24 protein-coding genes and 2 tRNA genes are annotated in these 24,516 nt (G+C 70.3%); 8 read left to right on the forward strand and 18 right to left on the reverse strand.

What is annotated here, in order from left to right; genetic code table 11:
• The first annotated feature begins 15 nt into the window (after positions 1-15).
• Both JKG67_RS03165 and JKG67_RS03170 read left to right on the forward strand, forming a co-directional pair.
• A complete protein-coding gene (locus tag JKG67_RS03165; protein WP_203335768.1) occupies positions 16-252 on the forward strand; it encodes an Lrp/AsnC family transcriptional regulator in 237 nt (78 codons plus the stop codon).
• A gap of 47 nt (positions 253-299) precedes the next feature.
• Complete coding sequence (locus JKG67_RS03170) at positions 300-746, forward strand: DUF3515 family protein (RefSeq protein ID WP_203335769.1); 447 nt, start codon at positions 300-302, stop codon at positions 744-746.
• Positions 747-752: 6 nt separating this feature from the next.
• Here JKG67_RS03170 and JKG67_RS03175 read toward each other — a convergent pair whose 3' ends face one another.
• Positions 753-1,895: a D-alanine--D-alanine ligase family protein gene (locus JKG67_RS03175; protein ID WP_203335770.1), complete on the reverse strand. Its 1,143-nt coding sequence runs from the start codon at positions 1,893-1,895 to the stop codon at positions 753-755.
• A gap of 57 nt (positions 1,896-1,952) precedes the next feature.
• On the opposite strand from JKG67_RS03175, the gene JKG67_RS03180 reads away from it, so the two are divergent.
• On the forward strand, positions 1,953-3,023 hold the full coding sequence (locus JKG67_RS03180; RefSeq protein WP_203335771.1) for a trans-sulfuration enzyme family protein: 1,071 nt from the start codon (positions 1,953-1,955) through the stop codon (positions 3,021-3,023).
• A gap of 3 nt (positions 3,024-3,026) precedes the next feature.
• Here the strand turns inward: JKG67_RS03180 and JKG67_RS03185 are convergent, their stop codons facing one another.
• Positions 3,027-4,028, reverse strand: coding sequence for an NAD(P)H-dependent glycerol-3-phosphate dehydrogenase (locus tag JKG67_RS03185; protein ID WP_203335772.1), 1,002 nt, complete (start codon positions 4,026-4,028; stop codon positions 3,027-3,029).
• Positions 4,025-4,852, reverse strand: a complete 828-nt coding sequence (locus JKG67_RS03190) for a lysophospholipid acyltransferase family protein (protein WP_203335773.1) — start codon at positions 4,850-4,852, stop codon at positions 4,025-4,027. Before JKG67_RS03190 ends, JKG67_RS03185 begins: the two co-directional genes overlap by 4 nt.
• Positions 4,853-4,938: 86 nt before the next feature.
• On the opposite strand from JKG67_RS03190, the gene cofC reads away from it, so the two are divergent.
• The gene (gene cofC / locus JKG67_RS03195) at positions 4,939-5,556 is read left to right on the forward strand and encodes a 2-phospho-L-lactate guanylyltransferase (protein ID WP_203335774.1); all 618 of its coding nucleotides are present in this window, start codon (positions 4,939-4,941) and stop codon (positions 5,554-5,556) included.
• 70 nt (positions 5,557-5,626) lie between these two features.
• Here cofC and JKG67_RS03200 read toward each other — a convergent pair whose 3' ends face one another.
• The 3 genes from JKG67_RS03200 to leuC form a co-directional block, all read right to left on the reverse strand.
• Positions 5,627-6,295 carry an HU family DNA-binding protein gene (locus tag JKG67_RS03200; RefSeq protein ID WP_203335775.1) on the reverse strand — a complete coding sequence of 223 codons (669 nt, stop codon included), beginning with the start codon at positions 6,293-6,295 and terminating at the stop codon, positions 5,627-5,629.
• Between the two features lie 237 nt (positions 6,296-6,532).
• Positions 6,533-7,120 carry a 3-isopropylmalate dehydratase small subunit gene (gene leuD, locus JKG67_RS03205; RefSeq protein WP_203335776.1) on the reverse strand — a complete coding sequence of 196 codons (588 nt, stop codon included), beginning with the start codon at positions 7,118-7,120 and terminating at the stop codon, positions 6,533-6,535.
• 33 nt (positions 7,121-7,153) lie between these two features.
• Positions 7,154-8,551, reverse strand: a complete 1,398-nt coding sequence (gene leuC / locus JKG67_RS03210; RefSeq protein ID WP_203335777.1) for a 3-isopropylmalate dehydratase large subunit — start codon at positions 8,549-8,551, stop codon at positions 7,154-7,156.
• A gap of 143 nt (positions 8,552-8,694) precedes the next feature.
• Between leuC and JKG67_RS03215 the strand changes: the two genes are divergently transcribed.
• The gene (locus tag JKG67_RS03215; RefSeq protein ID WP_203335778.1) at positions 8,695-9,417 is read left to right on the forward strand and encodes an IclR family transcriptional regulator; all 723 of its coding nucleotides are present in this window, start codon (positions 8,695-8,697) and stop codon (positions 9,415-9,417) included.
• A 3-nt stretch (positions 9,418-9,420) separates the two neighbouring features.
• On the opposite strand, the gene JKG67_RS03220 is transcribed toward JKG67_RS03215, so the two are convergent.
• Genes JKG67_RS03220 through JKG67_RS03230 form a run of 3 tightly spaced genes read right to left on the reverse strand, consistent with a single transcriptional unit; the run spans position 9,421 to position 13,311 of the window.
• Positions 9,421-11,367, reverse strand: coding sequence for an ABC transporter ATP-binding protein/permease (locus JKG67_RS03220; protein ID WP_203335779.1), 1,947 nt, complete (start codon positions 11,365-11,367; stop codon positions 9,421-9,423).
• 44 nt (positions 11,368-11,411) lie between these two features.
• A complete protein-coding gene (locus JKG67_RS03225; protein WP_203335780.1) occupies positions 11,412-11,894 on the reverse strand; it encodes a methylated-DNA--[protein]-cysteine S-methyltransferase in 483 nt (160 codons plus the stop codon).
• Complete coding sequence (locus JKG67_RS03230; protein WP_203335781.1) at positions 11,878-13,311, reverse strand: AlkA N-terminal domain-containing protein; 1,434 nt, start codon at positions 13,309-13,311, stop codon at positions 11,878-11,880. The genes JKG67_RS03225 and JKG67_RS03230 overlap by 17 nt, the downstream gene beginning before the upstream one ends.
• 146 nt (positions 13,312-13,457) lie before the next feature.
• On the opposite strand from JKG67_RS03230, the gene JKG67_RS03235 reads away from it, so the two are divergent.
• Positions 13,458-13,868 carry a hypothetical protein gene (locus JKG67_RS03235; protein WP_203335782.1) on the forward strand — a complete coding sequence of 137 codons (411 nt, stop codon included), beginning with the start codon at positions 13,458-13,460 and terminating at the stop codon, positions 13,866-13,868.
• A gap of 16 nt (positions 13,869-13,884) precedes the next feature.
• On the opposite strand, the gene JKG67_RS19005 is transcribed toward JKG67_RS03235, so the two are convergent.
• Together JKG67_RS19005 and JKG67_RS03245 are read right to left on the reverse strand one after the other, a co-directional pair.
• Entirely contained in the window at positions 13,885-15,138 is a 1,254-nt protein-coding gene (locus JKG67_RS19005; RefSeq protein ID WP_203335783.1) for a fibronectin type III domain-containing protein, read from the reverse strand.
• Positions 15,139-15,195: 57 nt separating this feature from the next.
• Positions 15,196-16,044, reverse strand: a complete 849-nt coding sequence (locus tag JKG67_RS03245) for an alpha/beta fold hydrolase (protein WP_203335784.1) — start codon at positions 16,042-16,044, stop codon at positions 15,196-15,198.
• A 102-nt stretch (positions 16,045-16,146) separates the two neighbouring features.
• Here JKG67_RS03245 and JKG67_RS03250 point away from each other — a divergent pair, with 102 nt between their 5' ends.
• Positions 16,147-17,094 (forward strand): GlxA family transcriptional regulator, encoded by a 948-nt coding sequence (locus tag JKG67_RS03250; protein ID WP_203335785.1) that lies wholly within the window; start codon positions 16,147-16,149, stop codon positions 17,092-17,094.
• 41 nt (positions 17,095-17,135) lie between these two features.
• On the opposite strand, the gene JKG67_RS03255 is transcribed toward JKG67_RS03250, so the two are convergent.
• Entirely contained in the window at positions 17,136-17,804 is a 669-nt protein-coding gene (locus tag JKG67_RS03255; protein WP_238997794.1) for a response regulator transcription factor, read from the reverse strand.
• Positions 17,801-19,918, reverse strand: coding sequence for a sensor histidine kinase (locus JKG67_RS03260; protein WP_203335786.1), 2,118 nt, complete (start codon positions 19,916-19,918; stop codon positions 17,801-17,803). The genes JKG67_RS03255 and JKG67_RS03260 overlap by 4 nt, the downstream gene beginning before the upstream one ends.
• A gap of 161 nt (positions 19,919-20,079) precedes the next feature.
• Between JKG67_RS03260 and JKG67_RS03265 the strand changes: the two genes are divergently transcribed.
• Positions 20,080-20,769: a hypothetical protein gene (locus tag JKG67_RS03265; protein WP_203335787.1), complete on the forward strand. Its 690-nt coding sequence runs from the start codon at positions 20,080-20,082 to the stop codon at positions 20,767-20,769.
• 112 nt (positions 20,770-20,881) lie between these two features.
• On the opposite strand, the gene JKG67_RS03270 is transcribed toward JKG67_RS03265, so the two are convergent.
• From JKG67_RS03270 to JKG67_RS03290, 5 genes are all read right to left on the reverse strand, one after another.
• Positions 20,882-20,957, reverse strand: a tRNA-Glu gene (locus JKG67_RS03270).
• Positions 20,958-21,059: 102 nt separating this feature from the next.
• Positions 21,060-21,131 (reverse strand) — tRNA-Gln (locus JKG67_RS03275).
• 56 nt (positions 21,132-21,187) lie between these two features.
• On the reverse strand, positions 21,188-22,156 hold the full coding sequence (locus tag JKG67_RS03280; protein WP_203335788.1) for a CPBP family intramembrane glutamic endopeptidase: 969 nt from the start codon (positions 22,154-22,156) through the stop codon (positions 21,188-21,190).
• A gap of 1 nt (position 22,157) precedes the next feature.
• On the reverse strand, positions 22,158-23,654 hold the full coding sequence (gltX, locus tag JKG67_RS03285; RefSeq protein WP_307816411.1) for a glutamate--tRNA ligase: 1,497 nt from the start codon (positions 23,652-23,654) through the stop codon (positions 22,158-22,160).
• Positions 23,651-24,463: a fumarylacetoacetate hydrolase family protein gene (locus tag JKG67_RS03290; protein WP_203335789.1), complete on the reverse strand. Its 813-nt coding sequence runs from the start codon at positions 24,461-24,463 to the stop codon at positions 23,651-23,653. The genes gltX and JKG67_RS03290 overlap by 4 nt, the downstream gene beginning before the upstream one ends.
• Positions 24,464-24,516: the final 53 nt, after the last annotated feature.

Here is a 24,516-nt window from a genome sequence, read left to right on the forward strand (position 1 = left end):
CGGAGAGGAATCTCGATGGTCGTCCAGGCCTACATCCTGATCCAGACCGACGTCGGCAAGGCTGCCGAGGTCGCCAAGGCCATCGCCCAGATCAAGGGCGTGACGCTGGCCGAGGACGTCACCGGCCCGTACGACGTGATCGTGCGCGCCGAGGCCCGCAATGTCGACGAGCTCGGCAAGTTGGTGGTCTCCAAGGTGCAGGGACTGGACGGGATCACCCGCACCTTGACCTGCCCCGTCGTGCATATCTGATCGTGAGGCAGCGGCGCCCCGGACCCGTGCTGGGCCGGGGCGCTGTCATGTCCGCGGTCGCCGTGCTGCTGCTCGGCTGCGCGGGGCCGGTCGAGGTCACCGCACCGCCGGTCGTGGCCGAGGACGCGACCGCCTGCGCCGCGCTGCTGGCCGCGCTTCCGGACTCGGTGGGAGACCTCGACTCCCGGGATGTGAGCCCTGCTCAGGCTCACCGGGCGGCCGCCTGGGGCGACCCGGCCGTGGTCCTGGTCTGCGGGGGGAGGATGCCGGCGGAGTTCGATGGGTTCACCCGCTGCGAGGAGACCGGCGGCGTGGGCTGGTTCATCGCCGAGGAGAGTTATCGTCCGGGCGCGGACGTGCGGATGACCACGATCGGCTGGTCGCCGGTGGTCGAGGTGACGATCCCGGCCGAGCACCTGCCGCCGGCGTTGTTCATGGTCGAGCTCGCCCCGGCGATCACGGACACCCTGACCCTGGAGCAGCCCTGTCGCTGAGGGAGCTCAGCGCAGCCCGGTGTCCCGGTCCAGGGCCAGCCGGATCAGCCGATCCACCAGCGCCGGGTAGGGCAGGCCGGTGGCCGCCCACATCCGCGGGAACATCGACGTCGGGGTGAAGCCGGGCATCGTGTTGACCTCGTTGACGACCAGCGAGCCGTCGGGGAACACGAAGAAGTCCACCCGCGCCAGTCCCTCGCCGTCGGTGGCCGTGAACGCGCGGGCCGCCAGGTCCTGCATGGCCTTGACGGTGGCCGGCTCCAGTACGGCAGGGACGTCGAGTCGGGTGTGCTCCTCGGGGAGGTACTTGGCCGCGAAGTCGTAGAACTCGTGGTCGCCGCCGATCCGGATCTCGGCGGGGAGGCTGACCTCCGGTGCGCCATCGGGGTTGCCGATCACCCCGCATTCGATCTCGCGGGCCCCGGCGGCGAAGGCCTCGACCAGCACCTTCGGGTCCCAGCGCTGGGCCTCCTCGATCGCCTCGGCCAGTTCGCCGGCGTGATGGACCTTCGAGATGCCGATGCTGGAGCCGCCGCGGGCGGGTTTGACGAACAGCGGGTAGCCGATCGATGCGGCCCGCTCGGCGACCCGCTCCGGGTCGCGCAGCCACTCGGCCCGGGTGACGGTCTCCGAGGGCATCACCGGGATGTCGGCGGCAGCGAGCGCGACCTTCATGAACGCCTTGTCCATGCAGACGGCCGAGGTGAGCACGCCGGCGCCGACGTAGCGGACGCCGGCCATCTCCAACAGCCCTTGCAGGGTGCCGTCCTCGCCCCATGGGCCGTGCAGCAGCGGGAAGACCACGTCGACGTCACCGAGCACCCGCGGCGGGCTGCCCGGCTCGGAGACCACCAGGGAGGTGCCCTGGGCGCCTTGGCTCAGGGTGACTCCTGGTCGAGTGGCGTCGACCTGGGGCAGCGCCTCGGGATCGGTGATCTGGAGGCGCTCCACGTCGCCGCTCTCCCATACCCAGCGCCCATCGGTGGCGATGCCGATCGGGATCACCTCGTAGGCGTTCGGGTCGATCGCGGCCAGCACGCTCCCGGCGGTCACGCAGGAGATGGTGTGCTCGCTGGACCGGCCACCGAACACGACGGCCACCCGGGGTCGGCGCGGGTGCTCGTCGGGGACGTCGCTGTGCTCGTTCATCGGCGTTGACCCTACCTGTCCCCGGCCCCCCGCGGCGGTTCGCCCTACGCTGGGCACATGTCCGATTCGTCACGTCGTCCGGCCACTGCGGCCGTCCATGCCGGCCGTCCGGCTGCGGAGCCCGACCAGCCCCTGAACACTCCCCTGACGATGGCGTCGACCTATGTCGCCGGCGGCGACCTGGAGTACGGCCGCTACGGGAATCCGACCTGGGCTGCGTTCGAGGAGGCGCTCGGCGAACTCGAGGGCGGTCGGTGCCTGACGTTCGCGTCGGGACTGGCGGCCGTCTCCACGGTGCTCGACCTGGTCGGCACCGATGCCGTGGTGGTGGCCCCTCGACATGCCTACAACGGCACCGTGATGCAACTGGCGGACCTCGAGGCCCGTGGTCGCCTGCAGGCACGTCTCGTCGACGTCACCGACACCGACGAGGTGGTGGCGGCGTGCACCGATGCGGCGCTGGTGTGGCTGGAGTCCCCCACCAACCCCGCGCTGGAGGTGGCCGACATCCCCACGATCCGGGCTGCGGCGCACGAGGCCGGCGCCTACGTGGTGGTCGACAACACCTTCGCCACCCCGCTCCGGCAGCGGCCCCTCGATGACGGGGTGGATCTGGTGGTGCACTCGGCGACGAAGTACCTCTCCGGGCACAGCGACGTGCTGATGGGGGCGGTGCTGACCAGGGACGAGGAGCTGTACGGCGTACTCAAGGGGCGTCGGGATCTGATCGGCGCGGTGCCGGGGACGCTGGAGGCGTGGCTGGCGCTGCGCGGGTTGCGCACCCTGCACCTGCGACTGGATCGCGCCGAGGAGAACGCCCGCACCCTGGTCGACCGGCTGCGCGCCCACCCCGCGGTCGCCGAGGTGCGCTACCCGGGGTTCGGCGGCATCGTCTCGATCGTGTTGAGCGGGGGTGCGTTGGCCGGCGACCTGTTGACCCACAAGACCCGACTGTGGGTGCATGCCACCAGCCTGGGCGGGGTCGAGTCCACCTTCGAGCGGCGGCGACGGTGGAAGACCGAGCCGGCCACGATCCCCGATGGTCTGGTGCGGATGTCGGTCGGGATCGAGGATGTCGAGGACCTGTGGGACGACCTGGCACCGGCCCTCGACGACCTGGTCGGCTGAAGGCTAGTCGGTCTCAGCCTTGGTGCTTCGGGAGATGAAGGCCTGCATCATGTCGGTCGAGGTCATCTGCCCGCTCACCACCGCCTCGACGGCCTCGGCGATCGGGGCGTCCACGCCGGTGTCCTGAGCCATCGCCAGCAGTGACGAGCAGGACTTCGCACCCTCGGCGACCTGGTTGGTGGAGGCGTAGATCTCCTCGGTGGTCATGCCGGCGCCGAGCTTCTCGCCGAAGGTGCGGTTCCGCGACAGCGGCGACGAACAGGTGGCGACCAGGTCGCCGAGCCCGGCCAGCCCCATCAAGGTGAGCGGGTTGGCGCCGCGGGCCATGGCAAGTCGTGCCGTCTCCGCCAGGCCCCGGGTGATCAGCGACGCGGTGGCGTTGTCGCCGAAGCCCAGTCCGACCGCCATCCCGACGCAGAGGGCGACCACGTTCTTGTAGGCGCCGCCCACCTCGCAGCCGAGCACGTCGACGCTGCTGTAGGGCCGGAACGCGGGCGTGTGACAGAGGTTCTGCAGGCGCCGGGCGACATCCTCGTCCTCGCAGGCGACCACCGAGGCGGCCGGCTCGCGGCGGGCGATCTCCTTGGCCAGGTTCGGGCCGCTGACCACGGCGATCCGATCCGGGGAGGCGTCGGTGACCTCGGCGATGACCTGACTCATCCGCTTGATGCTGCCGAGCTCGATGCCCTTCATCAGCGACACCATCACCGCGTCCGACGGGATCAGCCCTCGCCACTCGGTGAGGTTGCTGCGGAACGACTGTGACGGCACCGCGAACACGACCACGTCGGCGTCGGCCAGCGCCCGGTCGGGCTCGTGGGTGGCCCGGATGGTCGGCGGCAGGGCGATGCCGGGGAGGTAGTCGCTGTTCTCGCGGCGTTCGTTGATCCGGGCACAGGCCTCTTCGCGGCGCCCCCAGATCGTCACGTCGTTGCCGGCATCGGCGAGCACGATCGAGAAGGCGGTGCCCCACGATCCTGATCCGAAGACTGCCACCTTGCTCATTGCTGTCCACCCTTCCGTGAACTGAGTGAGGCCGCAACCCTGGCTCGGATCCTGGCGATCCGGCCGGGCTGTTTGGCCTCCTTGTACGGGTTGCCGATGATGCGCACCCCGTGTGCGACGGGGTCGAACCGCTCGGCGGGAGCGGGCGCGGACCGCAGTTCCTCGACCAGTTCGGTCAGGGCGTCCATGATCCGGCCGGTGGCCTCGGTCACCTGGTCGGCGGTGATCTCTGTCCCGGTCAGGTCGGCCAGGTCGACGGGGTCGCCCACCAGCATGCGGACGGTGCGGCGCGGCAGCAGGTGCGGCCTGCTGGCGTAGGGAGCGAGGATCTCCTGGGCTCCCCAGTGACCCACCGGGATGACGGGGCAGCCGGTGGCCAGGGCGATCCGGGCGGCACCGGTCTTGCCTCGCATCGGCCACAGGTCGGGATCCCTGGTGAGAGTCCCCTCGGGATAGACGACCACACATTCACCGGCGTTGACCGCGGCGACTGCTGCGTCGTAGGCGCCGACCGCGTCCACGGTGAGTCGTTGCACCGGGATCTGGCCGGCCGCGGTGAGGAAGGTGGCCAACGCCTTGTTCTGGAACAGGTTCGCCTTGGCCAGGTAGCGCGGCAGCCGACCGTGGTCGTAGAGCAGGTGGGCGGAGAGCAGCGGGTCGATGTGCGAGATGTGGTTCAGCACGATGATGTGGCCCCCGGTGGCCGGGAGTTTCTCGCCGCCGATCCATTCGCGACGGGTGAACAACAGCAACGTGGGCTTGATGATGGCGACACCCAGCGTGAACGCCCAGCCACGCCGCTGAGTCCGCCGTCGGGTCGTCACCGTGTCTCCTGAGTGTCCTCGTGGTCCCGCCCCGGCTGTGGGATGGGCCACAGGCAGGCTACTGGAGTCTGGCAGGATCGTCGCCGATGACCACGCCAGGACACGTGATCCTCCTCCCTGTGAAACCCGTCTCGATCGGCAAGTCGCGCCTCGACGGGGTGCTCGGCGTGCGCCGGAGTGAGTTGGCTCGTGCCTTCGCTCTGGACACCGCGATGGCGGCTCGAGCAGCGTCCTCGGTGCAGGCGGTGCTGGTCGTCACCGACGATCACCGGTTCGCGGCCGAGTTCAGCGTGCGCGGCTTCGCGACCATTCCCGACGGGGTCGCCGGCGACCTGAACGGCACCTTGGCACAGGCGGCCATCGAGGCACAGCGACGGTGGCCGGGGACGGTTCCGGTGGCTCTGTGTGCCGATCTCCCGGCGCTGCTGCCCGAGGATCTGGACCTTGCGTTGGGCACGTCGTCCCCGAGTTTCGTCGCCGACGCCGATGGTGTCGGAACCACCATGTACGCCGCGCCTCTCGACGACTTCCGTCCCTCGTTCGGACCGGACTCGCGCTCGCGGCACCTGGCGGGTGGCGCCACCGAGGTCGCCGGGGTGCTGCGGACCCTGCGTCGTGACGTCGATGATCCGGCCGCGCTGCAGGATGCCCTGGTGCTGGGCGTCGGGGTGCACACTGCGCGGATGTTCTCAGAGCCGCTCTGAAACGCACACGGACCGTGATCTCACGAGATCACGGTCCGTGCGATGGTGCGGTCCGGAGTCGGACCGTTGCTCAGGCCTTCTTGGCCGGTGCCTTCTTCGCGGGCGCCTTCTTGGCAGGCGCCTTCTTGGCAGGTGCCTTCTTGGCCGGTGCCTTCTTGGCAGGCGCCTTCTTGGCAGGCGCCTTCTTGGCAGGCGCCTTCTTCGCGGGCGCCTTCTTCGCGGGCGCCTTCTTCGCGGGCGCCTTCTTCGCGGGCGCCTTCTTCGCGGGCGCCTTCTTGGCAGGCGCCTTCTTCGCCGGTGCCTTCTTCGCCGGTGCCTTCTTGGCAGGCGCCTTCTTGGCAGGCGCCTTCTTGGTGGCCTTCTTGGCTGCTGCTGCAGCCGCCCTGGCCGGCTTCGCCGCTGCTTCCGCTGCCCGGGCGGCAGCAGGCGGGACCGGTGGGATGGTCAGCTTCGGCAGCTTCTTGGCTCCAGACAGGTAGGCCTTGAGTTCGGCACCGGCGGTGAACTTGGGCACCGCGGTCTTCTTGGCCTTCATTCGTTCACCGGTGCGCGGGTTGCGCACCCAGCGAGCATCACGGACTCGCTTCTCGAACGAGCCGAAGCCCGTGATGGCGACCTTCTCGCCCTTGGCCAGTTCGCGGGTGATCGTGTCCAGCACGGACTCGAGCGCGTGCGCGGCGGCCTTTCGGTTCCCCTCGTAACGCGCTGCTAGCGCGTCGATGAGCTGGGTCTTGTTCACTGTCTTCCCTTCAATGAACCTCGGTTGCCGAGCCTGCGCTCGACCTTCTTGAAACTGCACGCTAGGTAAGAGTGAACGCCACCACAATCACCAAAGCCCTATTTTCTTGGGTTTTTTCCATGGGTGGGTTCAGTGTCGAGCATGCCGGGATGGTGGCGAACGGGCCGGCGACGAAAGCACCGTGGGTGGGTTTCCCCTTGTAGGCAAGGGGAAACCCACCCACGGTGAGGACGGCGACTACTGCGTCACAGGCTTCCAGGCAGGCCTGCCCGCTTCGAACTCGGTGATCGCATCCGCGTGTCCCAGGGTGATGCCGATGTCGTCGAGCCCTTCGAGCAGCCGCCACCGGGTGTAGTCGTCGATCGCGAAATCTGCCTCGATGTCACCGGCCGTCACGGTCCGGGTCTCCAGGTCGACGGTCACTTCAGCGCCCGGGTTCGACTCCAGGTGAGCCCACAGTTGCTCGATGATGGACTCGTCGACCTGTCCGGCGACCAGGCCGGCCTTGCCGGAGTTGCCGCGGAAGATATCGGCGAAGCGGGCCGAGAGGACCACCTTGAAGCCATAGTTCTGCAACGCCCACACGGCGTGCTCACGCGACGATCCGGTGCCGAAGTCGGGGCCGGCGACCAGCACCGAGCCTGCGGCGTACTCCGGCTTGTTGAGGACGAAGTCCGGGTCGTTGCGCCAGGCGGCGAAGAGCCCGTCCTCGAAACCGGTCCGGGTCACTCGCTTGAGATAGACGGCCGGGATGATCTGGTCGGTGTCGACGTTGCTGCGCCGCAGCGGGACGCCGACTCCGGTGTGCCGGGTGAACTTCTCCATCGGGAGTCCTTTCGGTGATCGAGTAGCCGCGTGTCAGAGGTCGGCGGGCGAGGACAGGGTGCCGCGGATCGCGGTGGCCGCAGCCACCGGCACCGAGACGAGGTGGGTGCGACCACCCTTGCCCTGCCGACCCTCGAAGTTGCGGTTCGAGGTGGAGGCGCTGCGCTCGCCGGGCGCCAACTGGTCGGGGTTCATGCCCAGGCACATCGAACAGCCTGCGCCTCGCCATTCGGCGCCGGCCTCGATGAAGACCTTGTCCAGGCCTTCGGCCTCGGCCTGCATCCGGACCCGGACGGAGCCGGGCACCACCAGCAGTCGGGTGTCCGCGGCGACCTGGTGGCCTTCGAGGATGGAGGCCGCGAGCCGCAGGTCCTCGATCCGGCCGTTGGTGCAGGAGCCGACGAAGACCGTGTCCACCTTGACGTCCCGCATCGGGGTGCCGGCGGTGAGACCCATGTATTCCAGCGCCTTCTCGGCGGCGAACCGCTCGTCGGCGTCGGCGAACTCCGTCGGCGCAGGCACTGCGGCTCCCAGCGGAACACCCTGCCCGGGGTTGGTGCCCCAGGTGACGAAGGGAGTGACCTCCGAAGCGTCCAGCACGATCTCGGCGTCGTAGGTGGCGTCGTCGTCGGTGACCAGCGTCCGCCAGTGCGCGACCGCGGCGTCCCAGTCGGCTCCCTGGGGTGCCTCCGGCTTGTCCTTGATGTAGGCGAACGTCGTCTCGTCGGGCGCGATCAGTCCGGCCTTCGCACCCCACTCGATGCTCATGTTGCAGATCGTCATCCGGCCCTCCATGGAGAGCTCGCGGATCGCGTCGCCGCGGTACTCGACGATGTAACCCTGACCACCACCGGTGCCGGTCTTGGCGATCAGGGTGAGGATCAGGTCCTTGGAGGTGACACCTTCGGGCAGGCTGCCGGTCACGGTGACCGCCATCGTCTTCGGCTTGGCCTGCGGCAGGGTCTGGGTGGCCAGCACGTGCTCGACCTCGGAGGTGCCGATGCCGAAGGCGATCGCCCCGAAGGCTCCGTGGGTGGAGGTGTGGCTGTCACCGCAGACGATGGTCATCCCGGGCTGGGTCAGCCCCAACTGCGGACCGACGACGTGCACGATGCCCTGCTCGACGTCACCGAGCGGGTGCAACCGGACCCCGAACTCCTCGGCGTTCCTCCGCAGGGTGTCGACCTGGGTCTTCGACACCGGGTCCGCGATCGGCTTGTCCCAGTCCAGGGTGGGGACGTTGTGGTCCTCGGTGGCCAGGGTGAGGTCGGGGCGCCGCACCGTGCGCCCGGCGAGCCGCAGCCCGTCGAAGGCCTGCGGGGACGTGACCTCATGGATCAGGTGGAGGTCGATGTAGAGCAGCGACGGCTCTCCGTCACCTTCGCGGACGACATGCTCGTCCCAGACCTTCTCGGCCAATGTCCGGCCCATGACACCTCCACTGCTGAACGGGGTGATCGACGGGTACGCCGCTCCCCTGGGTTCCCTTGTCAGGCGCTGCCTTGTGCGGCGAGTTCGCCAGGTCACACAGCCTACCGCTTGCATCCCATGATCTGAGACGGCAGTATTGCCATATGGACAACAGTAGCGGAGTCGGAGTTCTGGACAAAGCCGCCTTGGTGCTCAGCGCACTCGAGGCCGGCCCGGCCACTCTGGCCGGCCTGGTGGCCGGCACCGGGCTGGCCCGACCGACCGCTCACCGCCTCGCGGTCGCACTCGAGCACCACCGGTTGGTGGCCCGTGACATGCAGGGCAGGTTCGTGCTCGGCCCCCGACTCTCCGAGCTCTCCGCCGCCGCCGGTGAGGACCGACTGCTCGCTGCCGCCGGACCGGTGTTGGCCCGGCTCCGGGACATCACCGGCGAGTCCGCGCAGTTGTGGCGTCGTCAGGGCGAGCACCGGGTCTGCGTCGCGGCCGCGGAGCGCCCCAGCGGCCTGCGGGACACCATCCCGGTCGGCTCCCAGTTGACGATGCGCGCCGGCTCCGCCGCCCAGGTGCTGCTCGCCTGGGAGGACCCGGAGCGGATGCACCGCGGCCTGCAGAACGCCGCCTTCTCGGCCACCGCCCTCTCCGGGATCCGGCGACGGGGCTGGGCCCAGTCGATCGGCGAACGGGAGCAGGGCGTGGCCTCGGTCAGCGCCCCGGTCCGCTCCCCCTCCGGCAAGGTGATCGCCGCGGTCTCGGTCTCCGGGCCGTTGGAGCGGTTGTCCCGCCAACCCGGCCGGATGCATGCGCCGGCCGTGATGGCTGCGGCGGATCGCCTCAGCGAGTCCCTGCGCCGCGCCGCCTCCGAGTAACGCTCAGAGACCCCGGCGTACGGCGCGTAGGCCGACCAGGCCGATCACCAGGGCGAGCAGCGCCAGCACGGCCAGGTTGGTCCCCCACTGCGACAGCGTCGCCTCGTAGAGCGGATCGGGCTCGGCGCCGACGACCCGCCGCTTGGCCCGCTCAAGATTGACACTGGCCGCGGCTGCGGCGTGCGCCCACCGCGCCGGAGCCAACCAGGCCACCTGCTCCAGCACGGGTCGACCCAGCACCTGCACCAGCGCTCCGGAGAGCACCAGTTGCGCCATCACCACCGCCACCAGGCTGGGCATCGTCTGCTCCACCGACCGCACCAGCGCCGAGACCGTCAACCCGATCACCGCCGTGGCGGCGGCCAGTGCCCCGATCGGCACGGCGACCTCCAGGTGCCCCCAGCCGAGGATCCCGCCACGGTCGGGTCCCGGCAGGCCGACCAGGGCGAGCCAGGTCACCACCGCTCCCTGCAGCGCACAGATCGTGGCCAGCACCAGCACCTTGCTGGCGAAGTAGAGCCCCGGCGAGAGGCCCACGGCGTACTCCCGGCGCAGCACGGCCCGCTCCTTGACCAGCTCCCGCACCGTCATCGCCATCCCGATCAGGGCGGCCGCGACGATCAGCACCGTGAGCCGTTGCCCAGCCTCGGCGGCGTCGACCCCCTGCCCGGCGATCCGGGTGGCGGCCAACGACAGACCGGCGTCCCCTTGGACCACCCGGCTCAGGCCCGCCAGGAGCAGCGGCATCAGCATCATCAGCGCCAGACCGAACCGGTCCGCTCGGATCACGGCGAGGTTGCGCCGGACCAAGGTGGCGAACTGGCGTGGTCCGGAGTGGCTCGGTGGCTCCGGGAGCGGCTCCGGGGGTGCGGGGGTGGCGACCGGGGTGGGCAGCGCGGTGACCGGCGCCAGGTCTGACTCCAGGGCCGTGAAGAGTTCGGGATGGTCGACGCACCCGAAGGCCGCCAGCAGGCCGTCGGGGGGTCCGACGTACAGCACCCGTCCACCGCGACCCAGCACCACCACGGTGTCGCAGACCTCGAGGCCGAGCAACGAGTGCGTGGCCACGACCACCACCCGGCCCTCCTCGGCGAGGCCGTGCAGCTGTTGCATCACCGCCAGGTCCAACCCCGGGTCGAGGCCGGAGGTCGGCTCGTCGAGGATCAACAGCGGCGGTGCGGTGAGCAGTTCGGTGGCGATGGAGACCCGCTTGCGCTGACCGCCGGAGAGTTCGGTGCCGATCCGTTGGTGTCGGTGGGCGGTGAGTCCCATCCGGTCGACCACCGCGTCCACGGTCAGCGCCCGCTCCAGCTCCGTGGTCTGCCCCGGGAGTCGCAGCAGGGCGGCGTACTCGAGCCCCTGCTGCACGGTGAGTTGCGGATGCAGGATGTCGTCCTGGGGCACGACACCGATCCGGGACCGCAGCCGGTCCCGGTCCGCGACCAGGTCGTGTCCGGCCCACCGCACCCGGCCGCGATCGGGGGCCGTCTGGCCCGACAGCACCCGCAGCAGCGTCGACTTGCCGGCTCCGGACGGCCCGATGACGGCGGTCAGGCTGCCGGCCGCCAGACCGAACCGGGCCCGGTCGACGAGGGTCCGGCCGTCCGGGCTGAGCACGCTGACGTCGTCAGCGATCAGCACCGCGGGCGGGGGTGCGGGTGCCGGGGGCGTGTCGTCGCACACCTCGAGCTCCAGCGACGGTCCACCCGGCTCGCCGACGCCGATGGTGACGCTCCGTCCGGCAGGGATGGCCAGCCGTTCCACCCGGCAGCCGTCCAGGAAGAGTCCCCCCTGGACACCCATGTCGAGCAGGATCCAGCCTTCTTCGGTGCGGCGGAACGCCAACCGGCCGAGCCGTGCGGACGGCTCGACGAACTCCCGACTGGACCCTTCGACGCGGACCTGGAGCTTGGTCAGCGGGGCGTGCAGCACCGACATCTCACGCGTCACGCTAACCGCGCTCGTGGCCGCCCGGACGGTGCCACGCCGCGATCTCAGAACAAGGCGTCCTGCTCCTGGCCGAGCAGGAACTGTTTGCGATCGGTGCCGCCTGCGTAGCCGGTGAGCGACCCGTCCGCACCGATCACCCGGTGGCAGCCGATCACGATCGCGATCGGGTTCTTGCTGTTGGCCAACCCGACCGCCCGCGAGGCGGCGGCGGTCATCCCGAGACGCTGGGCGACCTCGCCGTAGCTGGCGGTCTCGCCGTACCCGATCCTGAGCAGTTCCGCCCAGACCCGCTGTTGGAACTCGGTGCCTCGCGGCGCCAGCGGCAGGTCGAAGTCGCGCAGTTCCTTCGCGAAGTACGCCGTGAGTTGCCGGGCCGCCTCGGCCAACAGCGGGTGGTCGTCGGCGCGGTCCCCCAACGGCCGTCCGTCGGGCAGCGGCCGGTGCGGCGGGAAGTCGATGGCCACGATCGAGCCGCGGTGTTCGACGATCCGCAGCTCCCCGATCGGGGAGTCAGTCAGGGTCCACATCGGGTGCCTCTTCGGTCAGGAGCTGCCACAGGGTCAGTTGAGCGTATGACCGCCAGGGCCGCCAGCGGTCGGGGTGGGGGTCGGTGAGGCCAGCCAGGGCGCGGCGGGTGCCGGCGTCGCCGGTCAGCAGCACGTCGGGGTCCCCCAACGCCCGCATCGCGATGTAGTCCGCGGTCCAGGGGCCGATGCCGGGCAGGGCCAGCAGATCGGCGCGTGTCCGGGCGCGGTCGCGGCTGCGGTCCAGGGCCACCGTGCCGTCGGCGAGCGCGGCGCACAGCCCCGACAGCGCGGCCGCCCGTGCCCGGGGCATCCGCTCACTGCGGTGCCCGGCGATCGCGGCCGCGCTCGGGAAGAGGTGGGTGAGCTGCCCGTCGGGCTCGGGCAGTCGGTCGTCGACGGCGAGCACCAACTCGGCTGCCAGCCGGCGAGCCGCGGCGACGGTGACCTGTTGGCCGAGGACTGCGCGGGCAGCGAGCTCGTCCCCGTCCACGTGGCCGGGCACCCGCAGACCAGGGCGCAGGTGCGGGGCGAGTGCCGGGTCCTCGCTCAACCGTTCCAGCACCGCGAGCGGGTCGGCATCGGCGTCGAGGAGGCGTCGTACCCGCTCGACTGCGGCACCGACGTCGCGCAGGTCGTCGAGCCGGAACGACGCCGGGACCTGACCGGCGGGGTCGGCCAGGTCCACGACGACGGTCCCGGTGCCGTGCGGCAACCGCAGCGTGCGCGCGTAGCGGCTGCCCTCGACGTACTCGACTCCAGGCACGGCCCTGGTCGCCAGGAATGCGAGCAGCGCGCCACCGTCGTAGGGGGTGCGGACGGGGATCCGCAGGTGCAGCCTCCCGCTGCCCGATGCCGCGGTACGACGCAGGTCGCCGGGGTTGGTCGCGTAGACCTCGCGGAAGGTGGCGTTGAACTGACGGATGCTGCTGAACCCTGCAGCGAAGGCGACATCGGCCAGCGGCAGGTCGCCGGCCTCGATCAGGGCGCGCGCCGACTCGGCCCGGCGCGCCCGAGCCAGGGCGAGTGGGCCGGCCCCGAGTTCGCGTTGCAGGATCCGGCTCGTGTGCCGAGGCGTGTACCCGAGTCGGCGGGCCAGCCCAGGCACTCCGTCCCGGTCCACCACTCCGTCGGCGATCATCCGCATCGCCCGGCCGGCGACGTCGGCGTGCAGGTCCCACTCGGGGCTGCCCGGGGTGGCGTCGGGCAGGCACCGCTTGCAGGCCCGGAAGCCGGCCCGTTGGGCTGCCGCTGCCGTCGGCAGGAAGGTGACGTTGGCCAGCGACGGCGTCCGAGCCGGACACGACGGGCGGCAGTAGATCCCGGTGGTCCGGACGCCGGTGTAGAAGACCCCGTCGAAGCGCCGGTCACGGCTGCGCACCGCGGCATGACAGGCGAGCGGGTCCAGGGGCGTGGTCACGACTCCATTGTGGCGGTCGAGGGTCTCGATGCTGGCGGGAATCGGACCTGACGGTCGGTCGGCCCATGCACCCCCGCCTCCGGCAACCGACGGGCACCCCCGGAAGAGGCGTAGGCAGAACGCCGCGGATCTGTCAGGCTCTGCCCATGGCAGAGAACCCGTTCGAGCTCCTGGCGAAGTCGCAACACCTCGCCCTCAAGCTCGCCAGCGACACGCTGCGCACCGTCAAGGAGACCGCCGTGACCGGGGTGACGGCGCCCGAGGAGCTGATCACCCAGATCGCCGAACTCAGCGGCGCCGTCGCCGGGCTGGCCGGCTCGATCAGCGGCCTGGCGGGTGCCACCGCGCAGCCGCTGCAGGACTTCATCGTCCGGCAACGTGAACTCGCCGAGACGGTCGCGAAGTTCGCCGATGCTCAGTCCGAGCTGTCCGGCATCGTCGCCGAACTCGCCGAGCGACAGGCCGAGGCCGTCAAGGCGCTGGAGAAGGTCACCGGGCCGTTCTTCCATCTCGCCGGCACCCAGCCCACCAAGCCCACCCGCGGTCGCAAGAGCTGACCGCGCGCCGGATCGGTCAGGGTCGGGCCGGCATCCGGGCCGCCTTCACGCTCCACCGGCTCGGCCCGGCCGCCGACAGCGCCCGGACGTGGCACCGGTAGGCGACTCCGGGCCGGAGTTGGCGCACCACGATCCGCCGGGTCGAGGAGCGCGCCTTGCGCACGTGCGTGCTGCCGACCGCCCGGCACCGGGCCCGGTAGCCCCGCACCTTGGCGCCGCGGGCCTTGCTGGGAGTGCCGACGCGCACCACGCCCCGTCCGGGCGCCACCCGGTTGGCGCGGATCCGCTTCGGCCGGGTCGGTGTGATGACGCCCAGGCGCACGGTGGCCCGTCGTACCGAGGTGGACCGTGCGTTGGTGAACGTCCTGGTCTCCGCGGCGGCGCGAGCCGGCGGCGTCCCGTAGAGGCTGGGGAAGGTGATGTCGCTGAGCCGCACCAGCAGCGCTCCCCCGGCCGGATCCTGGGTGACGCTGTAGCCACCGATACCGACACCGCCGACGGCGAGCCCTGCCCCGGTCATGGTGGCTGGGTCGGGAACGTCGTACACCTGCCGCAGGAACGCGTGTGGGATCCGCAGTTCGGCGGCGCCGCGGACCAGGGTGTTGTTCTCCCGGTAGCGGCGGTTCTCCATCTCGATCCGCAGCGCCTGGCTGCCGTCCGCCAACGCCACGACCTGGGGCGGTAGATACGTGTGGGCGACATTGGTCAGGTAGTGCATGCCGTCGAAGGAACTCTGCTGAGCGACCTCGGTCCACTGCGCGAAGTCGCTGATCCGCAGGTCCAGCAGCCCGGCCCATTCGATGTTGTTGTCGCTGGGATCGGTGGGCACCCAGTGCTCCCAGCAGTGGCCACTGCCGTCGCACTGTCCGGAGACACTGACCGGTTGCACCAGCACCTGCACCCGGCCGCCGCCGAGTCGGTTGATCTTGACGTTGCGGCCCTTGCCGTGCACCACTCTGGGCGACATCCAGGTGCCGACGTCCAGGGTGACCGACCAGGTGTCACTCAGCGAGCCGGCACCGAGGTCGTGGGCGTCGTTGAGGGTGGCATTGAAGGAGATCTCCTTCGCCGAGCCGCCGGTGGCGTTCGCGAACCAGCCGAACCCACCCGACAGCGCAGCGCCGTTGCGCAGCACCTGCTCCACGCACGGGCGTGGGCCACCCCCGGTGCAGACCGGCAACGGCCCCTCGGCGACCGCCGCCGGGGCCGCCACCGCCTGCAGCAACCCGGCGACCAGTCCGGCCACGGCAACACCCACGATTCGCTTCACGACGCCGCTCCTCCCACGATCGATGGCCACCACGGCCACCGCCTCCGAGTGTGGCGTCTAAGGAGAGCCCGGCACCATAGGTTGATTGCCGTACTCGATGTCCCTCTCTGACGAAGGGGCGCTCTGGACGTGAGCGATGAAGGGGGCGACAAGGTCGCACCAGCCACGAGGGTCACTGCTGAACGGCAGGTGGCCGGTCGCCATGTCGACGAACCTGGTGTCCGGGATCGTACGTTCGATAGCTCTGCCCCAAGCGATGTTCAGGTTCTTGTCGAGGGAGCCCCAGGTCACCAGCGTGGGGGCCTCGATGTCCCGGCCACGCTGCCGCAGGTCATGGCGCGGGTCGTTGAAGCTTCGCCACAGCGATGCTGCCACTCGCGACCCCTCGGCGGTCCGCGACCGTGCCACCACCCGGCGGACGATCTCCCTGTCACGTGGCGTGCGCGCCCGCATGTAGCGGGGCACCTGAACCCGGAGGAACGCGCGGACCGCCCACCTGGAGCCTTGGAGGCGGCAGAACGCCCGGATCGCTCGCGTGCGTGGCGCGAACCCCGACCCTTGGACCAGCACCAGCCCGGCGACGCTCGTGGGGCGGTCCAGAGCAACCTGGCACGCCGCGAAGCCACCCACCGAGTTGCCCACGATGACCAGGTTGACCAACTGGAGCGCGTCCACGAACTCGGTGAGGATCTGCCCGAACAGCGCCGCGGACTCCGGCTTCGGTGCCCTGGGGGACTCGCCGTGGCCCGGCCAGTCGAGCGCCAGGACACGGTGCGACCGCGCCAACTCCCGCGCGACCTCGTCGTAGTCGGACCGGTCGTGGAGGGTGGCGTGCACCAGCAGGACCGGATCTCCGTCACCGCTGTCGTCGTACGCCACCGTCCCGGACGGCAATTGGATCATCATGCTGGTCCTCCTCGAAGCTGGTTGACGCGTATCTCCAGCGTCGGCGCTTGGCCGCGCCAGAACCAGTGGCGAGAATGACATCTTTATTGCAGTATTCGTCCCATGATCCAGGTGGACCTGCTCCTGCTCGACGGCGCCAGCGCCGGTTCCGTCGGCGCCACGGTCGACACCATCGCGGCAGCCAACAGGATCACGGGCGAGGAGTCTTTCCAACTCCGATTCATCGGCGTCCCAGCACGCGTGACACTGCGCGGCGGCCTCGAGGCCCACACCACGCCGCTGGACGCAGCGGAGCCACGCGATCTCGTCGTCGTGCCGGGACTGGGCGCCGCCACCGGCGCGGAGGTCGCAGCCAGACTCGCTGAGAGCGATGCGATCCGCACCATCGAGTGGCTCAGAGCCGCAGCTACCGGCCATACCGAAATCGCGGCGTCATGCACCGCAGTGTTCCTCGTTGCCGCAGCGGGCCTCCTCCATCAACGCCGCTGTGTCACCACGTGGTGGCTGGGCACCGAACTCGCCGAGCTGGCGCCGGGGTGTCATGTGGACGTCGACGAGATGGTGGTGCGCGACGGCCGCATCTGGACCGCAGGCAGCGCGTTCGCCCACATCGACCTGGTCCTCGCACTGATGCGTCACTTCGGCGGCGCGGAGCTGACCGACGAGCTTGCGCATCGGCTGATCCTCGACGAGCGGACCTCGCAGGCCAGCTTCCTGGTCCCGGCCCACCTGGCGGGCAACGACGACGTGGTCGCCGAACTCGAGCGCTTCATCCGAGCCAACCTGACCGAGCAGCACACGCTGGCATCGCTTGCCCGTCACTCCCATCTGAGCGCCCGAACGCTCGACCGTCGCACCCGACGGGCCGTGGACATGAGCCCGCTGCAACTTGTCCAGCGGGTCCGGCTGGGGCGCGCCGTGCACCTGCTGCGGACCACCACCATGTCGCTCGATGAGATCGCCGCGGCGATCGGGCTCAACGACGCGAACACGTTGCATCGGCTGGTCAAACGGCACACCGGGAAGCCGCCCGGGAGACTACGGCGGTGACCGGACCTGCTGATGCCGCTGGTCTTGGTCGGCCTGTGGACTCACGACTCGCGCAGCCACGTGAGAACGGCGAGCACCCGCCGGTCGTGCCCATCAGCGGGTCCGAGGTCGAGCTTGGCGAACACCGCAGCGACGTACTTCTCCACCGAGGACACCGACAGGTTCAGTGCCTCGGCGATCCCCCGGTTGCTCATCCCCTCGGCCAGGCACTGCATCACCTCAGCCTCTCGCGGAGTGAGTGCGTCCAGCCGGGAGCTCGCCGCCCGTCGGCGTGTGGCGAGCAGTTCGTCGACAACCGTGGCGTCGACGACCGAGCGGCCGGCCACGACTTCGCGCAGCGCGAAGACCAGGTGCTCCACGTCGGCGACCCGGCTCTTGAGCAGGTAGGCCAGGCCGGCGCTGCCCTGCTCGAGCAGGAGCAGCGCATACCCGGCGTCGGCGTGTTGGGAGAGCACCACGACCCCCGTGTCCGGACAGCGCCGGCGGATCTCGTGCGCCGCCTCGATCCCCTCGAATTGGTGGCCCGGGGGCATCCGGATGTCGGTCACCACGGCGGCTGGGCGATGCTCGTCGACCGCCTGCAGCAGCTCGGCCGCGTTCGCCACAGCCGCGAGCACCTCGACCTGCCCAGTGTCCTCGAGCAGCCGCCGGGTGCCCTCGCGCACGAGATAGTGGTCCTCGGCGATCACGATCCGCAGCGGGTCACTCATGCGTCCACCTCTCCCCGGCGGGCCGACTCTGGAGCACCCTGTCGGGGAGGGATCGTGTCGGCAGCAGATCGGTCTCTCACTACCGGCAGTGCGACCCTGACCAGCGTCCCGGCGCCGGGGACGCTCTCCACGGTCAGTCGTCCGCCCAGCGCGGTCACCCGGTCGTCCATGTTCGCCAGTCCGTGCGCAGAGACGGCGGCGAGGTCGAAGCCGTGGCCGTCGTCGCGAACCTCCAGTCGTACGACGTCGTCCTCCACGCCCAGCCGCACCGAGGCGCGCGACACGCCTGCATGCTTGAGCACGTTGGTCAACGCCTCCGAGCAGACGAAGTAGGCCGCACCCTCGATCTCATCGGGAAGCCGGCGTCCAGCGCCAGGCTCGATGGCTAGGTCGACGTGGATCGGCAGCCTCGCCGACCGGCTGCGGATCGCCTCAGGCAGCCCGTGGTCGGTGAGCACGGCCGGGCGGATGCCGCGACACAGTTCCACCAGTTCAAGGTGAAGTTCCTGGGTCTCCCGCTCCAGCTCAACCAGGGTCTCGGCAGCCTCGGCCGGAGCTCGCTCGAGTTGGTTGCGGGTCAGCCTCAGCCCGGCCAGCAGTGCCACCACCCGCTGCTGTGCGCCGTCATGGAGGTCCCGCTCGATACGCCGGCGCTCCAGGTCGCCGGCGGCGACGATCCGGGCGCGGGAGGCGGTCAGTTCGGCAGCCTGGGCCGCCAACTCGCGCCCCAGACCGGCATCGTGGACGACCAGCGCGGCCTGCCGCGCCAGCAGGTCCAGTAGCCGGCCGTCCGCGTCGCTCAGGGGCGGGTCCTGCCGCGCCCCGACCTCGACGGTGCCCAGTTCGCTTCCGTGCAGCCGGAGATCAGCGGCGAGCCCGGCCTCCTCTCTCGCGCCCCGACTGCCGGCCACGGCTCGGTCCCCGGAGGCCAGGCGCACCTCGGCCCAGCCCGTCCGCATGCCGTCGCGGATGATGTCGGCGAGCCGATGGAGTTGCTCGTGCTGGTCGGCAGCGCCGTCCAACTCGCGACCGAGACGCGCCATCAACTCGTGCCCAGCAGCGCGACGCCCGAAGACCCACCGGTCGGCCAGGCGTTCGAGCCGCACCCGCGCCGGGTGGAAGGCGAGGGTGACCAGCACGGTCGCACCGACGGCAAGCGCGACCGGCAGCCGCTGGCTCCCGACCAGACCGACGGCGGTGGCAGCGGCCACATAGGCGACTGCGATCAGCGTCCACAGCCCGCCGTACACCAGGGACTTGCGGATCACCAGGTCGACGTCGAGCAGCCGATGCCTCACGATCGCGACCAGAAGCACTGCAGGCACCGCGCCGAGCGCGAAGTACTGGCCGACGGTACCGGCCCAGAACCATGCCGACTCGACCTCCGCCCAAGTGAGCAGAGCGCCGAGGACGGCCAGCCCGAGGCTGACAACCGGGATCAAGAACAGCCACCGCATCTGTCGACGCCGCTCGGGCCGGGCGCGACGATAGCGCAGGGCGAGCACGACGAACGCCACCGGATAGGCCCATCCCAGCAACCCGTCGAGGCTCTCGACAGCACCGGGCAGCGACGCCGCCAGGGCGGGCGCGTGCAGCGGGTTGGCCACCACCTCGCGCGCAAACTCGGGATTGACCTCGAGTTCGCTCGACCCGACGAGACGAGCCAGCACGCCCGCCCCCGCAAGACCCCAGAGCGAGGTCAGGAGCACCCTGTCCACTCGCCCCTCGGGTCGGCCCACTGGGAACAGCAGGACGAGGGTCGCGCCTGCCGCCACCGCGACGAACTCGAGCACGGTCACACTCACTGCGGTGGTCTGCCGCATCGAGTGCCCGAGCTCAGGCCACACGTCATACCCCACGGCCACCCCTCCCGAGAACAAGGCCTGGGCGGAGGCGACCACCGCCAGCAGTCTGGCCATCGGCTGGTCGGGGCGCAGCGACCAGGCCAGCAGACCTACGCCGTACAGGGGGAGCACGAACACCAGTGCCCAGGCGGCGGCCTGCCAGGTGGCCGGCCGCCCAAGGGCGAGGCTCAGGAGCAGCGCACCGGCCCCGGCGCCTCCGAGGGCGAGCGTCGTGCGGACGCCGAGGTCGATCGAGACCCGGACGGGCATGACCCCATGATCCTCCACCGGGAGGGCTCCTGCCATGAGGTTCTCCGCAATCGGCACTGCGGTGGACCGCAGGAAGGACTGCAGCCCGTCGGCTACCCGACGCGAACTCGCGTTCCTAGCGTGCTGTCTCGACAGACCCGAACGACGATTTGGAGGACGAGATGAGTTCAAGGAACTGGCTGCGTGCTGCGGCTGCGTGCGGAGCGGCGTACCCGCTGCTGTTGATCCTGGGAGACGACGTGATCGCGGCCGGCGACGAGGTGGCACCCGACGCGGGCACGCCCGAGCAGGTGGCGGCGGCGCTCGCCGCCAAGGCGTCGCCGGAGTACTTCTACGGGCGCGGCATCGGGCTGCTGTCGGTGGTGTGCCTGGTCGTGTTCGCGGCGTACGTCGCCAGCCGGCTGCGTGTCAACCGGGGACCGGCGAGCATCTGGCCGACGCTGGCAGCAGGAGGCGGCGTGCTCGCCGGCGCGATGCTGCTGCAAGCCGCCGTGCCGCAGTTGGCGCTGGTGGACCACGCCGGAGCGGGAGCCGACCCCCTGCTGCTGATGATGCTCCTGGACTTCCAGGCGTCGTTCCTGATCGCGATGCTGCCGATCGCGCTCGTGGTGGCCTCGGTGGCCGTCGCGGGGTGGCACGGCGAGGTCGTGGGCCGGGCCGTGGCCAGGGTCGGGGCTGTGCTGGCGGTCCTGCTGGTCGTCGGCTTCATCTTCATGGTCGGCGGGCAGGACCTGGCGTTCCTGCCGATGGCACTGTCGTGGTTGTGGTTCATCGCGGCCGGCGTCAGCGCGGTGCGCAGGGTGCCGGCGTCCGTCGACATCGCCGTTGGCGTCACGGGGGCCGGTCGCTGAGCGGAACTTCCCACCTTGCTGCCGTCGGCACGGGCGGCAGTGAGGGGCCGAACACAGCGAGAAAACAGAAGGGGCCTGGGCCAGCGATTCGCTGTCCCAGGCCCTCTGAGCGTGGTACCCCCGACCGGATTCGAACCGGCGCTACCGCCTTGAGAGGGCGGCGTGCTAGGCCACTACACAACGGGGGCAAACGTTGCTTCCGGCGCGAACCGGAGGCGGGTGATGCGGTGTGAAACCCTAGCGGAGCAGTGGTTTCGCACCAAATCCCGACCCTTGCGGATCGGGACTCGCTGGGATACTAGGACTCGAACCTAGACTAACTGAACCAGAATCAGTCGTGCTGCCAATTACACCATATCCCACTGTGGCCGGCGGCAATCTCGCCTGCGAGATGCTCCCCCCGGACCGAGGGGAAACCTTACACGCGACGTGCCACGGCGACCAATTCGACCCCTCTCGGCGCAGGCACCCGCACCGCCCGATCCGCGATCCGCATCGCCCGGGCCGCCCACCAGGCCAACGCCAGGTAGGTCAGTGACTGGGTCAGGGTCACCGGCAGGCTCCACCAGGTGCCACCGGAGGGGGCCAACGCCTCGGCCAGATCCCCGACAGCCAGCGCCAGACCGAACGCCAGGTAGTTGTTCAGCACGTGCATCGCGATCGCCGCCTCGAGTCCGCCGGTGACGATGACCAGCACCCCTGCGGTGAGGCCGAAGGCGAGCCGGTCGATGAACACCGGGGCGGACTGCACCCCGTGCGCCAGCGCGAAGATCAGCGCCGGCACCAGCACCGCCGGGACCACCCCGAATCGCCCGAACACCTGGGTCAGGTAGCCGCGGAAGGCGTACTCCTCCCCGGCGGCCTGCAGCGGGGTCAACAGCAACGCGACCAGGATCATGTCCCGCATGGCCGGGGTCCACTCGTTCAAGGTGGTGCCGAACTCGGTGCCGGGCCCGGAGGCCGGCACCAACGCCATCACCCCCACCGTGACCGTCATGGCCAGCACGGAGAGACCGAAACAGGCCGCCAGATAGCGCCACCTGATCCGTGGCAGCACCGAGGCGAGGGATCCCGGAGGCAGTCCGTGCAGGAACCGGGTCAGCGCCCAGGTCACCGGGATCGCGCTGGCCAGCACCAGGAACACGAACGCCAGCCCGAGCGCGGAGGGATCACCGAGATCGAGGATCGCGTCGAGTTCCCCGCCCACATCGGCGAGCCGCACCCCCGAGACCAGCAGCCCGACGCCGAAGATCAGCCCCAGCAGAGCAGGCGCCAACGCGATCACGCACGCGACCAGCAGCAGCACCCCCAGCACGCCGCGCCACCAGCCAGTGGCACCAGCCTGCTGCAACTGGTGGAACCGGTACTCCTGCCGGGGCGCGTCCACGTCAGCCCAGCGCGCGGCTCAGTCGGCCCAGCGTCCGCTCGCTGCCCAGGATCTCCAGCGACTCGAAGAGCGGCGGCGACACCTGGGCGCCGCTGGTGGCCACCCGGACCGGCCCGAACGCCAGCCGCGGCTTCAACTCCATGCCCTCGACCAGCGCCGTGGTCAGCGCGGCCTCGATCGCTGTCGTCGTCCACTCGGACACACCCGCCAGAGCGTCGTACGCCGCCTTGACCACGGCCAGCCCGTCCTCGGTGAGCACCTTGGCCCGCGCAGCCTCGTCGATGGTGAAGTCGGCCTCGTCGATGAAGAACGACCGGACCAGATCGGCGGCCTCGGTGAGCTTGCGCAATCGCGGAGCGACCAGCGGCAACAGGTGCGCGAGCAGCGTCTCCTGGGCCTCGGTGGCCGGGTCGTCGAGGATGCCTGCCTCGATCAGGAACGGTCGGATCCGGCGGCCCACCTCGTCGGTGCTGAGCAGCTTCATGTGCTCGGTGTTGATCGCGGAGGCCTTCTTGAGGTCGAAGCGGGCCGGGTTCGGGTTCACGTCGCGGATGTCGAACACCTCGACCATCTCCGCGAGCGTGAAGATGTCGCGGTCCGCGGCGATCGCCCAGCCGAGCAGCGCCAGGTAGTTCAGCAGGCCCTCGGGCAGGAACCCGTCGTCGCGGTAGCCGAGCAGGTGCGCCTCGGGGTCACGCTTGGAGAGCTTCTTGTTGCCCTCCCCCATCACGTAGGGAAGGTGCCCGAAGGCGGGCGTGCGGGTGGCGACGCCGATCTCCCTGAGCGCGTCGTAGAGCGCCAACTGCCGAGGGGTGGACGAGAGCAGGTCCTCGCCGCGGAGCACGTGGGTGATCTCCATCAGCGCGTCGTCGACCGGGTTCACCAGCGTGTACAGCGGAGCGCCGTTGGCCCGACAGAGCGCGAAGTCGGGCACGTGCTCGGTGTCGAAGGTCACCTCGCCGCGGACCAGGTCGTCCCAGCTCAGCGTGCCCTCGGGCATCCGGAACCGGACCACCGAGGCGCGACCGTCGGCCTCGAACGCGGCCCGCTGCTCGGGGGCCAGGTCGCGGCAGAAGCCGTCGTACCCCATCACCTTGGAGCCGGACGCCTTGCGCCGGGCGTCGACCTCCTCGTTGCGGCAGAAGCAGTCATAGGTGTACGCCGTCTCCCGGAGCCTGGCGAGCACGTCCGCGTAGATCTCGGATCGCTCACTCTGCCGGTACGGGCCGAAGTCGCCGCCGACCTCGGGGCCCTCGTCCCAGTCCAGGCCGAGCCAGCGCATCACCTCCAGCAGCGACTGGTAGGACTCCTCGGTGTTGCGTTCGGCGTCGGTGTCCTCGATCCGGAACACGAACGTGCCGCCGAAGTGCCGGGCGAACGCCCAGTTGAACAGTGCGGTCCGGGCCAGACCCACGTGCGGGTTGCCGGTCGGCGACGGGGCCATCCGGACCCGGACCTGGGTCGGGGCCAGGTCGCCGAGGACGTCGGGCTTGCTCACTTCTTCTTCACCACCGGGTTGGTCAGGGCGCCGATGCCCGAGATCGAGACCTCGACCTCGTCACCGGGTTGCATGGGGCCGACACCCGCGGGGGTGCCGGTGAGGATCACGTCGCCGGGCAGCAGTGTCATCACCGAAGTGATGTGCGCGATCAGCGTGGGGATGTCGAAGATCAGGTCCGCGGTCGATCCGTCCTGGACGAGGTCGCCGTTGAGGTGGGTCTGCAACTGCCGGCCCACGGAGAAGTCGTGCGGGTCCAGGTCGGTCTCGATCCACGGGCCCAGCGGGCAGAACGAGTCGAAGCCCTTGGCGCGAGTGAACTGGCCATCGGAGCGCTGCAGGTCCCGGGCGGTGACGTCGTTGGCGATCGTGTACCCGTGGATCACGTCGGTGGCCTGCTCGGCGGGGATGTCACGACAGATCCGTCCGATCACCACCGCGAGCTCGCCCTCGTAGTGCAGGTCCGAGGTCTGCGGCGGGTACTGGATCGGGTCGCCGGGGCCGATCACCGAGGTGTTCGGCTTGAGGAACATCAGCGGCTCCGCGGGCACCTCGTGGCCCAGCTCAGCGGCGTGGTCGGCGTAGTTGCGACCAATGCCCACCACCTTGCTGCGCGGCAGCACCGGGGCGAGCAGTTTCACCTCGGAGAGCTTGTACTGCTGCTCCAGGACCTTGATCCCGACATACAGCGGGTCGCCGGCCAACCCGACCAGGACCGTGTCGTCGGCTGGCTGGCCGAACTCGTCGATGTCGCCGGTGACGACCCCGTACATCGGCTCTTCGCCGGCGGTGAACCTCGCTATACGCACGACCCGACCCTATCCGCCTCCACTGGCCGTGCCCGCCAGCGGTCGAGCGGTCG

It is taken from the genome of Nocardioides limicola (assembly GCF_016827675.1).
GTDB lineage: Bacteria > Actinomycetota > Actinomycetes > Propionibacteriales > Nocardioidaceae > Nocardioides > Nocardioides limicola.

Excerpts from the sequence above, each read along its gene's own strand:
- JKG67_RS03165 (WP_203335768.1), top strand. The coding sequence starts at position 16 with ATGGTCGTCCAGGCCTACATCCTGATCCAGACCGACGTCGGCAAGGCT.
- JKG67_RS03170 (WP_203335769.1), top strand. The coding sequence starts at position 300 with ATGTCCGCGGTCGCCGTGCTGCTGCTCGGCTGCGCGGGGCCGGTCGAG.
- JKG67_RS03175 (WP_203335770.1), bottom strand. The coding sequence starts at position 1,895 with ATGAACGAGCACAGCGACGTCCCCGACGAGCACCCGCGCCGACCCCGG.
- JKG67_RS03180 (WP_203335771.1), top strand. The coding sequence starts at position 1,953 with ATGTCCGATTCGTCACGTCGTCCGGCCACTGCGGCCGTCCATGCCGGC.
- JKG67_RS03185 (WP_203335772.1), bottom strand. The coding sequence starts at position 4,028 with ATGAGCAAGGTGGCAGTCTTCGGATCAGGATCGTGGGGCACCGCCTTC.
- cofC (WP_203335774.1), top strand. The coding sequence starts at position 4,939 with ATGACCACGCCAGGACACGTGATCCTCCTCCCTGTGAAACCCGTCTCG.
- leuD (WP_203335776.1), bottom strand. The coding sequence starts at position 7,120 with ATGGAGAAGTTCACCCGGCACACCGGAGTCGGCGTCCCGCTGCGGCGC.
- leuC (WP_203335777.1), bottom strand. The coding sequence starts at position 8,551 with ATGGGCCGGACATTGGCCGAGAAGGTCTGGGACGAGCATGTCGTCCGC.
- JKG67_RS03215 (WP_203335778.1), top strand. The coding sequence starts at position 8,695 with ATGGACAACAGTAGCGGAGTCGGAGTTCTGGACAAAGCCGCCTTGGTG.
- JKG67_RS03225 (WP_203335780.1), bottom strand. The coding sequence starts at position 11,894 with ATGTGGACCCTGACTGACTCCCCGATCGGGGAGCTGCGGATCGTCGAA.
- JKG67_RS03235 (WP_203335782.1), top strand. The coding sequence starts at position 13,458 with ATGGCAGAGAACCCGTTCGAGCTCCTGGCGAAGTCGCAACACCTCGCC.
- JKG67_RS03245 (WP_203335784.1), bottom strand. The coding sequence starts at position 16,044 with ATGATGATCCAATTGCCGTCCGGGACGGTGGCGTACGACGACAGCGGT.
- JKG67_RS03250 (WP_203335785.1), top strand. The coding sequence starts at position 16,147 with ATGATCCAGGTGGACCTGCTCCTGCTCGACGGCGCCAGCGCCGGTTCC.
- JKG67_RS03255 (WP_238997794.1), bottom strand. The coding sequence starts at position 17,804 with ATGAGTGACCCGCTGCGGATCGTGATCGCCGAGGACCACTATCTCGTG.
- JKG67_RS03260 (WP_203335786.1), bottom strand. The coding sequence starts at position 19,918 with ATGCCCGTCCGGGTCTCGATCGACCTCGGCGTCCGCACGACGCTCGCC.
- JKG67_RS03265 (WP_203335787.1), top strand. The coding sequence starts at position 20,080 with ATGAGTTCAAGGAACTGGCTGCGTGCTGCGGCTGCGTGCGGAGCGGCG.